The organism is Gammaproteobacteria bacterium (assembly GCA_029882975.1).
Lineage (GTDB): Bacteria > Pseudomonadota > Gammaproteobacteria > SZUA-152 > SZUA-152 > JAJDNG01.
This window is the reverse complement of the sequence record JAOUJW010000042.1, coordinates 34,835-47,507: the sequence shown is the minus strand read 5'-3', so window position 1 is coordinate 47,507 and position 12,673 is coordinate 34,835. Positions and strand designations below refer to the sequence as shown.

The following is a 12,673-nucleotide window of genomic DNA, read 5'->3' as shown; positions in this document are numbered from 1 at the left end:
TTCAATAACATTATCTTTGCTCATGTGGTGTGCTTCCTTTGTCGTTTGTTTTTCAGCGAAAACAATTATACAACAAAGGGCACGCCACCCTTTCTAGGTGCTCATACACCAGAAATGATCATAACTCTTTATATGTTGAATAATTTTCGACATGTGACAGGTAGATTTATGTTTAATTATTTGGAACAGAATTTTTACAAAGTCGCTATGGCAGGACAGGCTAAGTCAACTGTTGATTCACTAAGACTACCTTTGTTTCTTAATTTTGAGGTAACTATTCCCCCACCAGAAGAAATACAAGAAATACTGAGTGAGGTTGATAAGCTAAAGACTAAATACGAAGCATTAATATCAAGTGCGGAAAAGGCTATCAAGTTAATGCAAGAACGCCGAATAGCCCTGATCTCAGCCGCAGTCACTGGAAAAATCGATCTCCGAAATTGGCAGGCACCAGAACAAACTAAAAACCATAAGGAAGCAGTGGCATGAATTACTACGGTGGTGACACGGGATTTTGTTCCCGACAAATCCCAAGTACCTACATCCATGTAGGCAAGTCTACCGAGTTCGTTTTTCAAAACGACATGGCCGCTCCTGCGTATCCATGCGCTCGTGGCATTCGTGCATCCCTGCACATCATTCATCAAAAATTGTTGAATTATCGTTTCGGGAATTAGAGGGGAGATTGATATGGGCAAGGAAAATGAATTCACATTCCAAAACGATATGATTCAACAATTACTTGCCAATGGTTGGTTGCTCGGCAAGCCAGAAAACTATAACCGTGAACTGGCTTTGTATTCTGAGGATTTACTGGGCTTTGTTCAAGAAACCCAGGATGAGCAATGGCAGAAGTTCTGTTCTTTATACCCTAACAATCCCGAAGAAAAATTTTTAGAGCGTGTTGCTACTCAGCTCAACAAGGCGGACCCCAACGCGGCGAATACTGAGCTACGTACCTTTGGTACGCTGGGTGTATTGCGCCATGAGTTACGGGATCGTGGCACTCGCTTTAGCCTGTGTCAGTTTAAACCCGAGCATGATCTAAACCCCGATACCCTTGCGCGTTATGAGAAGAATCGTCTGCGGGTTGTGCCAGAGTTGGTCTATTCACCATGGGCTTCCCCCTCACCCCAGCCCTCTCCCGCCGGGGGAGAGGGGGCTAAAAGCGCAAAGGCCTGGCGTATTGATCTGGTGTTGTTTGTGAATGGTCTGCCCGTGGCCACCATGGAATTGAAGTCAGAATTCAAACAGGCCGTCGAAAATGCCATTAAGCAATACAAAACCACCCGCTTCGGCATTGACCCGATCACTAAAAAGCCGGAACCCTTATTAACCTTTAAATGTGGTGCCCTGGTGCATTTTGCGGTGAGTCAATATGAAGTCTATATGACGACCCGACTGGAAGGGGATGAGACTTACTTCTTACCCTTTAACAAAGGTACTAAAGAGGGCGGTGCAGGGAATGATGTGCCAGAGGATGTGAACCAGTACGCCACGGATTATTTATGGAATGAGGTGTTATTGCCCGATAATCTGTTAAAGATCCTCGCCCGGTTTGTGCATTTGCAGATTGAAGAAAAAGAGGATTGGAATGGGCGAAAATATAAAAAAGAAACCCTGATCTTTCCCCGTTATCATCAATGGGATGTGGTTAATAAACTGGTAAGTGCGGCCCACCGTGAAGGCCCTGGCCACAAATACCTGATTCAACACAGTGCCGGTTCCGGCAAATCCAATTCCATCGCCTGGTCGGCGCATCAGTTATCCGCACTTTATGATGAGCAGGGCAACAAACTGTTTAATTCCGTGATTGTGGTGACAGACCGAACTGTATTGGATGATCAATTACAGGACACCATTAACCAGTTTGAACATGCCGATGGTGCCGTTGGGCGTATCAATCGCAAAGAAGGGGAGGGTTCCAAGTCAGAAAAACTTGCGCTGGCCCTGGAGGCCTCGCAGCCGATTATTATTGTCACCATCCAGACCTTTCCCTATGTGTTAAAGGCGATTGAGGACAATGTCAGTTTAAAAGAACGGCATTACGCCATTATTGCCGATGAGGCCCATTCTTCTCAGTCTGGCTCCACCGCACGGCAGTTGAAAGAAGTTCTTATGCTGGATGCCAAAGAGGGTGATGAAGAAGAGCTGGGTTCAGAGGATATTCTGGATGCCGCCGTTGCCTCACGCCGGGCAACCAAGAATCTAAGTTATTTCGCCTTTACCGCCACGCCCAAAACCAAAACCCTGGAACTGTTTGGTCGTGTACCCAATCCGGATGAACCACCTTCCAAAACCAATAAGCCAGAGTCATACCATGTATATAGTATGCGACAGGCGATTGAGGAAGGCTTTATTCTGGATGTGTTAAAGAACTACACCAATTACAAGGTGGCCTATAACCTGGCGATGAAAATAGCTGCCAGCGATCAGGAAGTGGAAAGCAAAAAGGCCCAGGTCAAACTTAATCAATGGGTGCGCCTGCATGATTACAATATTGCGCAAAAGGTGCAGGTGATTATTGAACACTTTAAGAATAATGTGATGGGCCTACTGGGAGGGCAGGCCAAGGCCATGGTGGTGACCAGTTCACGCAAGGAGGCGGTGCGTTACAAATTGGGTTTTGATAAGTATATTGCTCAAAAGTCAGATAAGCCGGGGTATGAGACAATACATGCCATGGTGGCCTTTTCCGGTGAGGTGGAATTTAATGAAAAGGATGCCATACAGGGAAGTATCAATGTCGCGGGAGGCAGGACGCCGGGAGCGACCACAAACCCGGAAGGTTTGTTGGGTGAGAAGTTTACCGAGACCAACATGAACCCGGACCTCAAGGGCCGAGATATGCGCAAGGCCTTTGATACGGACGATTACAGAGTGATGATCGTTGCCAACAAATTCCAGACCGGTTTTGATCAACCCAAACTCGTTGCCATGTATGTGGATAAAAAGCTGGGCGGTGTGGAATGTGTACAAACCCTGTCGCGCCTGAATCGTACCTATCCCGGCAAGGCCGAGACGGGCACTTACATTCTCGATTTCTTCAATGAGCCGGATGATATTCTTGCCGCGTTCAAACCCTATTACCAAACCGCAGAACTGGATGACGTATCCGACCCGAACCTGATATTTGACCTATTCGACAAACTGCGTGCCACCAGAATATTTACCTGGCAAGAGGTAGAACAGTTTTGCGTGGCTTTTTATACAAAGAACAAAAGCAATGCCGCTATCGCCAACATTTGTAAGCCCGCTGTAGAACGTTGGCAAAAACGCTATAAGTCTGCTGTAGCCGCCTACAAACAAGCCAAGGAGATGTTTGAGCGCACTAAGAAGACCAAGGATGCGGTGCTGATAGCCAATGCCGAGAATAGCTTTAAGGCTTGCAAGCAGGAAAAGGATGCACTGGAAATATTCAAAAAGGATTTGGGAACCTTTGTCCGTTTCTACGAGTTCATGTCTCAGATAGTCGATTATGACAATAAAGAATTAGAAAAACTGAGCTTGTACGCGCGTAACCTACGGCCCATGCTGCGTGAATCCTTGATTGAGGATGATGAAATAGACCTGACCAATGTGGTAATGAGCCACTACCGCCTATCAAAAATAAAACAGCAGGATCTCAATCTTCGAGATGGAGAAGGGGAGTATTTAAAACCAGGAGAAGGCCTCGGCACTGCAAAGCCCCGTGACAGAAAGGAAGAATTTCTCTCGCAAATCATCCAACGCTTGAATGAACTGTTTATCACCGACCAGTTAACAGACAAAGATTTGGTGAATTACGCCTACACGATCAGGGACAAGGTAAGAGAAAACGAATTAGTCATGAACCAGATTGCCAACAACACAGCCGAACAGGCCATGTTAGGCGATTTCCACAAAGCCGTTGATGAAGCCGTAATGGACAGCAGCGAAGCACACCAAAACCAGATGATGCAATTACTATCCGATCCCGAAAAAGCCAAGGGGTTTGCACGGATTGTATTTGATTTGTTGAAATTGTCGGAATAATGACTCGCTAAATGAGATTTCTGAGGAAGAAACAAAAACTGGACAATTAAACTGTTTTTTGACGCTAACAACAGATTTTTACTGAATCTTAAAACCGTTAAAAGGTGGGGACTATGTTTCAGCCGAGACCTGAATACGATGTTGTATCTGATAAAATACAAATAGAAGATTTTCATCGATATAGCGATGATTTTGTTGCTTGCCCACCATATCAGCGAAAAACAGTATGGAATGTACGCAAACGACAGGCTCTATTGGACAGCCATTTTCGCAGCAACTATATACCTAAATCGGTGATTCGAGAGGTTCGACTAGGTCAGAATAAGGACGCGCGAGAAGTGGTTGACGGGCAGCAGAGAATGTCAATAGACAATTGCGGAAATCGCGTAACGATGATTTGTCGCCAGCAGACAAATTCTATGCTCTGGCAGCTTAATAAGTTGATATGTCAATGTTATTGTGCTCTCGATAGCTGCTTGCGACAGAAGTATCATTTCTTAGTGGAAATAATGGCTAAATCCCACTCACAGGTGAATCGATGACCAATAAATTGACTTTGCAAAACCAACCTCCAGCCAATTCGTGCCCAGAATGTGTCGGTATGAATCTGAGACTTCAGTATTCCAAATCGAAAAATATACCGCTTTACGCCAAAATTAGTTTCTCAACGCAATGGAAAGAAATAGCTTTACTGCGCATGAAGTGCTTGGTGGAATTTGCTTTGGTAGAAGGAGAAATGAAGCTGGAACTAGTAGGATGCGAATCGTCCGATACACGGTTCGATTTGGCTAAACAATTCGGATGTACAAATTCAACTATTACAACCACCCGAAAATTAAAGGAAAATGAAAAAGCTTCGCAAGGAACCAGTGCAAGAGTTGGAAACAAAAAGTCTCTCTTCGGTGTAGAGGGACAAAGCACTCAAGAAACAGGCAAAGAGCGAGAAAACATCGTCCAAGATATGCTAGAAGATAAACATTGCGTCATCATTGCTAAAGGCGGGGAAGTTGCTCCATCATGGAAATTCACTCGCAAATGGTGGATAAATGAGAACTATATTGAAGATCATTATAACGAACTTTTTGCTCACATCATTGTTGATGATGCCGAAAAAGCGGAAATAAATGCGACATTTTCAGTGCCAAAGAAAGAAGACTAGGGGTCAGACTAGGGGTCAGGTTCGTTGTTTCATAACTTAAATTTGAATTGATGTATCGGTTTATCGAATTATGCCCAATTCTCAACTCTCAACCCCGGTACCCGTTCGAACTCCTTATTATTGTTTGTAACCAAGATCAAGCCCTTGGCCCTCGCGTGGCCGGCGATCATCATATCGTAGGGCCCGATGGGTTTACCGATTCGATATAATTCTGCTCTGAGTTGGCCAAAATGTTCGGCAGCATGTTCTTCGAAAGGTGTAACTTCGAGGCGGGCAATCAATCCATTGATATCCGAAAGATTTCGTTCGGGTTGTGCAGAACGTTCTGCTCCATAAATAAGCTCTCCAAATGTGATGGCAGATATGCACATTTGGTTTTCGTGCTGTTTGAAAGCCTGGCGAACTTTTTCAGGACGGTTCTTGATGGTATAGATAACGATATTGGTATCCAGCATGTATTTCAACATTAGTTAAAAATTCTCCCTATGCTGATCTTCAGGCTGGTCGCGCTCAACCATAAAGTCTTCGGATACACCGGGTCCATCAAACCACTGGTCCCAGGACTCTCCAGCAGGCGTAATGATCCTCGTATTGCCAATAGCCACAATCTCTACTTTTTTAACAGAGTCAGGTAGTGCCACTGCTTTAGGGAGACGTACTGCTTGGCTTTTGTTGCTCTTAAATAAAGTGGTGTGAATAGTGGTCATTGCGTCTCCATGTATATCCATAAGGTATATCCAATTATAGTGGTTTGCAGGGATATATCAAGAGTATATCCCAGTCGCGCCTTTTTCTATAACCAATTGTATTTATTGAATTATGTGGTTTTGAAAGGTAAGTAAAACCAAAAATCCTTTGAAATGGTATATGTAAATTGGTTATTTGGCGTCCCCAAGGGGATTGGAGGTATATCCTCCGGGTTTTTGCCAAGGATGGCATTATGCCGCGAAGGCCATGGACGATGTACAGGACGACGTGCATGGATGCACAAGTATCGAGACAGGAGGTCGGGAGCGATTGCACAAGTATCGCGGGAGGCACGAGTCCATGGACGAAGTACAGGAACATGCAGTCGAGGGCAACGCAAGGAGCCGTTGCCGAGGACAGCCCCTGTAAATGGACTGGGTTTCTCCATGGAAAAATATTTTTCAAAACCACTGTTCGTTTAGAACGGTATGTGTATAATCCAGCGCGCCTTGAGGAGAGCTTCTCCAAAAGAATTTGTTGTTTCCTTATCTTTCTGCGACACCAATGGAGGTGACGTGTATGAAAAAAATTATTGCTCTGAGCGTGATTGTTGTGGTCCTTGGTTTGGCCGCGTGTGATAAGAAAGAGGCCGTCCCGGGAACCGGACCGGCAGCTACCAAAGATCAGATTGAACCAGAAACCACCAACGAGGCCGGAACCGAAACCAGCGATCAGGGTGGAACCGAAACCAGCGATCAGGGTGGAACCGAAACCAGCGATCAGGGTGGAACCGAAACCAGCGATCAGGCTGGAACCGAAACCAGCGATCAGGCTGGAACCGAAACCAGCGATCAGGCTGGAACCGAAACCAGCGATCAGGCTGAACCAGAACCTACTGATCAGGGAGCCGCGGATGTCACTGAACAGGAAGTTGCTCCTGAAACTGTACCGGCTGCGAAGAAACAGTAGTTGGTACGGGTTTCTGGTTCAGAACCTTCGCAACGTTCTTGGTTCTTGGCAGGTGCTACTGGGGTCAAAATAACTTTGACCCCGGTTTTGCAGTATGGGATCTTAGATTCCTGGTTCAATATTAAATTCAACATTAAAATTGATGAAATTTCTTGAGGATATCTATCAACCCTAAAGGTGCAGTAGTTCCGACCAAATCTGACGTTTCCTCTTCCTCTTGCAATGTTGAGGGTTACCGAGAAGCGCCGGATAATCATAGTTGTATGTTTGTTATTAAAAAGCCTCGATAGTTGGGGTTTCATAATATCAACTTCTCTAATACACGGGATCTTCGGGAGCAGCTTCTGTGATGTTTCTTTTTGTTTTTTCTAAACCAAATTGTCCCGCTAGTAAGTCTAACCCGTCTATGATTTTTATTCGGTCTGATATTTGTAGACCTTCAAAACAAGTCTTTCTGAATTCCCTATCATTTTGGAAATTTTCAATAGCGTATGCTTGCCCACAAAACACGTAAAAGACCAAAGGGGTCAGGTTCGAGGCTCGGGTCAGGTTCGTTGTTTTTGGTCGGGTGAAGTGAGGCGGCTCTAAGAACTCCTATATTTTTAATGTTTTAAACATGGTATTAACTATCGCATCCATACGATCTACATCATTGTACACTTTTCCAATGACACCAATTCCCTGAATGGTATTCAGCATTAGGTTGGCTGCGCTATCAATGTCATAGTTCGGTTCCAACTGCCCGGATTTAACGGCATCTGAAAAAGAGGTACGTAACCACATAAGATTCTCGTCAAACACTTGTGCGACTTTCAGTCGTAACGCTTCACTTTTATTACCCAGCTCAATGATCAGACGACCAAAAGGGCAACCCAATACAAAACCGCATTGTTGTTGTATCTGTCGAGAAACTTCACACCGAAAAGTCAGTATCATTCTGAGGCGGGTGAGGGGGTCAAAATCCTGTACCCATGACTGTCGTAGCTGTTGATCCATTAACCACCAGCTCTCTACGACGGCGAGTGCGACATCGTTTTTGGTGGGAAAAAAATGATAAAAACTGCCTTTCGCTACACCCGCCGCCTGGCAAATCTCATTCACACCCACGGCGTCATAGCCCTTGCTATGAAACAATTGCATGGCTGCTTGTACGATATTGTCACGTGTTTGCGGTTTATTTTTCATAAAGGCTTTACTAGACCAATCGGTCTAGTACATAATATAGACCGTTCGGTCTAGTGTATACCGGACTATACCATGCAATCGACATACATAAAAGGTATAAAAACAAACAGTTAGACGCGCGAGTCGCCGTTTTTCACAGTTCACATTACGTAGATTGATTAAAAGGAGAGAATAATGACAACACAGACTAATCCGGTAAATTGGTTTGAAATTCCATCTACTGACATTGATCGGGCAAAACGTTTCTATGAGGCTGTTCTTGGTGTTGATTTGGCGCTAAACGAGATGGGACCTATGAAGATGGCATGGTTCCCGATGGCACCAGGCGCGTTTGGGAGCACTGGCACACTGGTACAGGCTGAAGGTTATACACCTTCTCACGACGGATCCCTGGTTTATTTCCACGTCGATGATATTGACGGAACCTTGGACAAGGTAAGCAGCAATGGGGGCAAAGTTCTCAGGCCCAAAATGAGTATCGGTGAGTATGGATTCGTTAGCCATTTCCAGGATTCAGAAGGCAATCGCGTCGCCTTGCATGCTGATCACTAATTTTTCACAACCTTAAGGGTTTATCTGTCGGGGTGTCCAAAACGAGCACTCCTGATGGAGTCATTTGGAAGCGGTACTCGCTGTAGAACTCGATCATTCTGAAATCGAAATACAAAAATAATTGGATAAACCGGGGAGGGGCCATTGCCTTCGTACAAGAGAGAAATAATCATTCATACAACACCAGAACTGCTCTTCGATTATGTTACCGAACAGTCGAATCTTCCGGCATGGTCACCTCAGGTGGTTAGGTCAGAAGTAGAGGGTGGTGGGCCTTTAAAAATAGGTTCGATGTTGATTCAGACTCGAAAGCAGGGAAACCGTGTTATGACATCGAGAGCAGAGGTCATAAAGCATGATAGACCGGCTTTGCATGCCGTGACGACAGGTATGTTAGGCGTTGTCGCGACTTTCAGTTTCGCGTTTGAAAATCATGCCGGGGCAACAAGGGGAACAAAAATTTCCATGACCGGTGAGGTAAAGGGGAAGGGCTTGGGTGTTTTCGTTGCACCTTTGCTAAAGATGGCAATGGAAAAAGGTGACGATAAAGTACTTGAGAATCTTAAGAGGGTGATAGAATGTAAATAGAACTTTTTTAACAGAGTCAGGTAGTGCCACTGCTTTAGGGGGACGTACTGCTTGGCTTTTGTTGCTCTTAAATAAAGTGGTGTGTATAACCAATTGTATTAATAGAATTATGTGGTTTTGAAAGTTACTCAAAACTAAAAAAACCGTTTGAAAAAATGGTATGTGGTAAATCAGTTATACTGTTCAAATCCCCTTGAGGGTTACGGTCGAAACCCCACCCCATTCAAAGCCAATAATGCGGCCCCGGTCCTTTTCGAGCCACCTTGTCTTCGGGGTTGGATAGACGGCACTGCTCAAACGACAGACATCCACACCCTATACAGCCCACCAAACCCTCTTTAAGACGCTGCAGCTCGGCGATTCGTTTGTCGATGCGTTTTAACCATTTGCTGGAAAGCCGTGACCAGTCTGTTTTCGTGGGAATGCGGTCGCTTGGCAGTTTGTGTATCTCCTGGCTGATTTCTTCCAAAGTCAGACCGATACGTTGTGCAAATACGATAAAAGCCACACGTCGCAGTACAGAGCGATGGTAGCGTCGATGTCCCGATCCGGTGCGTTCAGATTTTATAAGTTGACGCTCTTCATAGAAACGTAGAGCAGAAGCGGCAACACCACTGCGCTTGGATACTTCACTGATAGTCAGAATATTTTTCACGGAGTGAAGATAATCACAAAAACGCCTTGACTTCAAGTTAACTTTAACTTTTAGACTTGCCATCACAATTTACTTAAAGGAGAGATCAATGACAAGACTGGAACATGTCAATTTAGTATCAAGAGATATGAATGCCACATTGGCGTTTCTCCAGGTGGCGTTTCCTGACTGGAAAATTCGGGGAAGAGGGCAAAATGAATGGTATGGGGTTAAACGTGAGTGGTTGCATTTTGGTACGGATGATTTCTACATCACCTTGAATGAAGGCAGCCAGGAAGACAATCGTGATCTGAAAGGGCATTCGCCCGGTTTGGCGCATATTGGAATAGTTGTCGATGACCTTAATGCGGTTGTCGAGCGCTTGGAGAGTCAGGGGCATGAAATATCCATGCAGGGTGCAGAACACCCTTACCGAAAAAATGTATATTTCGAGGAGGCATCCGGTTTTGAGTTTGAGTTTGTCCAATACCTGAGTGAGTCCTCGGAAAAAAGAAATATGTATGGTGGTGAGACTTAAAACCAGGGTTAACAAGCGGAGACAGATTTAACTCCCTCCGGTCTTGTTAATGAATTCATGCCCGATTCTCTAGTGTTAATCCTGGCCCCCGCGCGGCAACCGCTGGGTAGGAGCTCTGAAAACAGAGCTGTATCCTGTTGGGACGACACATAACGCATCGGTCGTTACCCCATTCATGGCTGACATAACCTTTTGATAATACAAATAAAATAACCAATACATTTTGGTTTTTCGGGTCTTAATCACTATATTTTGCTATCAAAATGATTCGCATCAGCGGTTTAAGCGGGGTGTTGATCTCCAGTTCACCACCAGAAATCGGCCGGTGTCATGACAAATCTTGACGCGTCTTTACAGTTTATCTATATAACCACCCATGGCCAATATCAAAATCAGTTCAAAAGTCGACGAGGTTGCTTGGGAAGACCTCAAACAGCTTGCCAACGAATCGCACCAACATATATCAGGTGTTTTAACCGAAGCTATTCGCGAGTATGTTCGTAAGCGCCGTGTGCGTCCGCTTGTTATGCAGCATTTGGAAGATTCCATTAGCGATAACGAAGCATTAGGTCATCTCCTTGCCAAATAAATCTGTCCGGTTCCTTTCGCTGGACGAAGTTTTGGCCATTCATGAACGGTTAATTGAAGCCTTCGGCGGGCCGGCCGGTGTGCGTGATATGGGATTGCTGGAAAGTGCCTTATATCGGCCTCAAACCGGATACTATGAAGATATTTACCAAATGTCGGGGGCCTTATTTGAGTCATTACTGATGAATCATCGGTTTGTCGATGGTAGCAAACGAGCTGCGTTTTTTGTTACTGACATCTTTCTTCGACTTAATGGTTTCAAAATTCAAGTGGAACCGAAATCAGCTCATGCGTTTATTGTAGGTCTGTTGGAGTCAAACACTGCTACTATGGAAGCACTGGTATCTTGGCTCAAAGAACATATTCATAGGATTTAAATCCGATCCGCCCACATATCTTATTAGAGGAAGTCAAAACCGGGGGGCAGAGCATAGTTCACTCTAATAATAGCGAAAACTGTGCTCCACCCCCGGTTTTAGCAGTGAGTTCCAATTTTGTTGATTGTGTGACGTTATAACTCACCATTTCAGAGTTTTTCACCAGTATATGGATCGTATTTATATCCGGGAGGGTATGAGTCCTTTTTCTTTTTATTTGTATTGTTAAAATCGATACGTTTCAGTTCACTATACTCTGCAGAGGAGTCATCATAGTTGTCAGTAATATCATTGTAAAAGGTATAAACAAAACTTCTGGTTTCGGAAACTCGACAGCTATTAAGTTTCATTAGAATATATGCGTTGTTAAGTACAAATTCCTTATTCCTACTATTAACAACAGTAATATCAAACTGCCTGTTGTGCTTTGGTGATTTCGCAAAAGTTAACGACTGAGTGAACTTTAGTTTTATTTCCACTGGTTTGGACTTAAAGTCACCAAACACAGAAGCGTCTTTTACTCTTCCCTTGCTGCAACCTATATTAGTAAAATTCACGGTCTCACCATTTGTAAAATGCACAACACCAGATATCACTTCGTTCGCCGAGACGGTATCGATAATTGTAAGACTGAGTATTGCTACAAAAGGTAAATGTAATAACTTCATGAATAAATATATCCTCTTGGTACACCACAAAATGTAAACGGCCTGAATTCAACCCTGCCAGTCGTCAACAAACGATTTCAAACATTATACGCGTATTGGCGCTCAAGCCCAGTTCTCAACCCTCAACCCCGGTACCCGCTCGAACTCCTTCATGTTATTTGTAATCAAGATTAAGCCCTTCGCTCCGGCGTGACCAACGATCATCATAGCGTAGGGTCCGATGGGTTTACCAATTCGATATAGCTCAGCTCTAAGTTGGCCAAAATGTTCTGCCGCGTGCTCTTCGAATGGTGCGACTTCGAGTCGGGCTACCAATCCATTGATACCCGCAAGATTTCGTTCGGGTTGTGCAGAGTGCTCTGCGCTATAAATGAGTTCCCCAAACGTTATAGCAGATATGCACATTCGGTTTTCGTGCTGCGTGAAAGCTTGGCGGGCTTTTTTAGGACGGTTCTTAATAGTGTAGATAACGATGTTGGTATCCAGCATGTATTTCATCATGCTTAAAGACTCTCGCGATGTTGATCATCAGTCAGGTTGGTCGCGGTATATCCAATTTTAGTGGTCTTGTGGGATATGTCAATAGTATATCCCCGAAGGGATTGGAGGCATATCCTCGGGTTTTTGTCATGGACGAAGTACAGGACGACGTGCATGGATGCACAAGTATCGCGAGAGACAGGAGGTCGGGAGCGATTGCACAAGTATCGCGGG

Annotated in this window: 15 protein-coding genes and 1 pseudogene; 9 read left to right on the top strand and 7 right to left on the bottom strand. The window is 44.6% G+C overall.

All coding sequences use genetic code 11. The annotated features are described in order from the left end of the window. The 3 genes from OEY58_21055 to OEY58_21045 form a co-directional block, all read left to right on the top strand. Positions 1–489: hypothetical protein (locus tag OEY58_21055; protein MDH5327951.1), on the top strand; the 489-nt coding region annotated here is incomplete at its 5' end. A 201-nt stretch (positions 490–690) separates the two neighbouring features. Then, positions 691–4,014, top strand: coding sequence for a DEAD/DEAH box helicase family protein (locus tag OEY58_21050; GenBank protein MDH5327950.1), 3,324 nt, complete (start codon positions 691–693; stop codon positions 4,012–4,014). A 538-nt stretch (positions 4,015–4,552) separates the two neighbouring features. After that, the gene (locus OEY58_21045) at positions 4,553–5,173 is read left to right on the top strand and encodes a hypothetical protein (protein ID MDH5327949.1); all 621 of its coding nucleotides are present in this window, start codon (positions 4,553–4,555) and stop codon (positions 5,171–5,173) included. Positions 5,174–5,241: 68 nt separating this feature from the next. On the opposite strand, the gene vapC (OEY58_21040) is transcribed toward OEY58_21045, so the two are convergent. Continuing rightward, positions 5,242–5,640, bottom strand: a complete 399-nt coding sequence (gene vapC, locus OEY58_21040) for a tRNA(fMet)-specific endonuclease VapC (protein ID MDH5327948.1) — start codon at positions 5,638–5,640, stop codon at positions 5,242–5,244. A gap of 3 nt (positions 5,641–5,643) precedes the next feature. Then, a complete protein-coding gene (locus tag OEY58_21035) occupies positions 5,644–5,871 on the bottom strand; it encodes an antitoxin (GenBank protein MDH5327947.1) in 228 nt (75 codons plus the stop codon). 568 nt (positions 5,872–6,439) lie between these two features. On the opposite strand from OEY58_21035, the gene OEY58_21030 reads away from it, so the two are divergent. Continuing rightward, a complete protein-coding gene (locus OEY58_21030; protein MDH5327946.1) occupies positions 6,440–6,829 on the top strand; it encodes a hypothetical protein in 390 nt (129 codons plus the stop codon). Positions 6,830–7,423: 594 nt separating this feature from the next. Here OEY58_21030 and OEY58_21025 read toward each other — a convergent pair. Further along, positions 7,424–8,014, bottom strand: coding sequence for a TetR/AcrR family transcriptional regulator (locus OEY58_21025; protein ID MDH5327945.1), 591 nt, complete (start codon positions 8,012–8,014; stop codon positions 7,424–7,426). 174 nt (positions 8,015–8,188) lie between these two features. Here OEY58_21025 and OEY58_21020 point away from each other — a divergent pair, with 174 nt between their 5' ends. Together OEY58_21020 and OEY58_21015 are read left to right on the top strand one after the other, a co-directional pair. Beyond that, complete coding sequence (locus OEY58_21020) at positions 8,189–8,566, top strand: VOC family protein (GenBank protein ID MDH5327944.1); 378 nt, start codon at positions 8,189–8,191, stop codon at positions 8,564–8,566. 144 nt (positions 8,567–8,710) lie between these two features. Then, complete coding sequence (locus OEY58_21015) at positions 8,711–9,154, top strand: SRPBCC family protein (GenBank protein ID MDH5327943.1); 444 nt, start codon at positions 8,711–8,713, stop codon at positions 9,152–9,154. Here the strand turns inward: OEY58_21015 and OEY58_21010 are convergent. Continuing rightward, positions 9,155–9,241, bottom strand: a pseudogene (locus OEY58_21010) (AbrB/MazE/SpoVT family DNA-binding domain-containing protein). 136 nt (positions 9,242–9,377) lie between these two features. Beyond that, complete coding sequence (gene soxR, locus OEY58_21005) at positions 9,378–9,809, bottom strand: redox-sensitive transcriptional activator SoxR (protein MDH5327942.1); 432 nt, start codon at positions 9,807–9,809, stop codon at positions 9,378–9,380. Positions 9,810–9,897: 88 nt separating this feature from the next. On the opposite strand from soxR, the gene OEY58_21000 reads away from it, so the two are divergent. The 3 genes from OEY58_21000 to OEY58_20990 all read left to right on the top strand — a co-directional run bounded on the left by OEY58_21000 (position 9,898) and on the right by OEY58_20990 (position 11,291). Next, positions 9,898–10,326: a VOC family protein gene (locus OEY58_21000; GenBank protein MDH5327941.1), complete on the top strand. Its 429-nt coding sequence runs from the start codon at positions 9,898–9,900 to the stop codon at positions 10,324–10,326. Positions 10,327–10,702: 376 nt separating this feature from the next. Continuing rightward, positions 10,703–10,915 carry a hypothetical protein gene (locus OEY58_20995; GenBank protein ID MDH5327940.1) on the top strand — a complete coding sequence of 71 codons (213 nt, stop codon included), beginning with the start codon at positions 10,703–10,705 and terminating at the stop codon, positions 10,913–10,915. Further along, positions 10,905–11,291, top strand: coding sequence for a type II toxin-antitoxin system death-on-curing family toxin (locus tag OEY58_20990; GenBank protein ID MDH5327939.1), 387 nt, complete (start codon positions 10,905–10,907; stop codon positions 11,289–11,291). Before OEY58_20995 ends, OEY58_20990 begins: the two co-directional genes overlap by 11 nt. Positions 11,292–11,440: 149 nt before the next feature. Here OEY58_20990 and OEY58_20985 read toward each other — a convergent pair whose 3' ends face one another. Then, a complete protein-coding gene (locus OEY58_20985) occupies positions 11,441–11,959 on the bottom strand; it encodes a hypothetical protein (GenBank protein ID MDH5327938.1) in 519 nt (172 codons plus the stop codon). Between the two features lie 102 nt (positions 11,960–12,061). Next, positions 12,062–12,460 carry a tRNA(fMet)-specific endonuclease VapC gene (gene vapC / locus OEY58_20980; protein MDH5327937.1) on the bottom strand — a complete coding sequence of 133 codons (399 nt, stop codon included), beginning with the start codon at positions 12,458–12,460 and terminating at the stop codon, positions 12,062–12,064. Positions 12,461–12,673: the final 213 nt, after the last annotated feature.

Excerpts from the sequence above, each read along its gene's own strand:
- OEY58_21050 (MDH5327950.1), top strand. The coding sequence starts at position 691 with ATGGGCAAGGAAAATGAATTCACATTCCAAAACGATATGATTCAACAA.
- OEY58_21045 (MDH5327949.1), top strand. The coding sequence starts at position 4,553 with ATGACCAATAAATTGACTTTGCAAAACCAACCTCCAGCCAATTCGTGC.
- vapC (MDH5327948.1), bottom strand. The coding sequence starts at position 5,640 with ATGTTGAAATACATGCTGGATACCAATATCGTTATCTATACCATCAAG.
- OEY58_21030 (MDH5327946.1), top strand. The coding sequence starts at position 6,440 with ATGAAAAAAATTATTGCTCTGAGCGTGATTGTTGTGGTCCTTGGTTTG.
- OEY58_21025 (MDH5327945.1), bottom strand. The coding sequence starts at position 8,014 with ATGAAAAATAAACCGCAAACACGTGACAATATCGTACAAGCAGCCATG.
- OEY58_21020 (MDH5327944.1), top strand. The coding sequence starts at position 8,189 with ATGACAACACAGACTAATCCGGTAAATTGGTTTGAAATTCCATCTACT.
- OEY58_21000 (MDH5327941.1), top strand. The coding sequence starts at position 9,898 with ATGACAAGACTGGAACATGTCAATTTAGTATCAAGAGATATGAATGCC.
- OEY58_20995 (MDH5327940.1), top strand. The coding sequence starts at position 10,703 with ATGGCCAATATCAAAATCAGTTCAAAAGTCGACGAGGTTGCTTGGGAA.
- OEY58_20985 (MDH5327938.1), bottom strand. The coding sequence starts at position 11,959 with ATGAAGTTATTACATTTACCTTTTGTAGCAATACTCAGTCTTACAATT.
- vapC (MDH5327937.1), bottom strand. The coding sequence starts at position 12,460 with ATGATGAAATACATGCTGGATACCAACATCGTTATCTACACTATTAAG.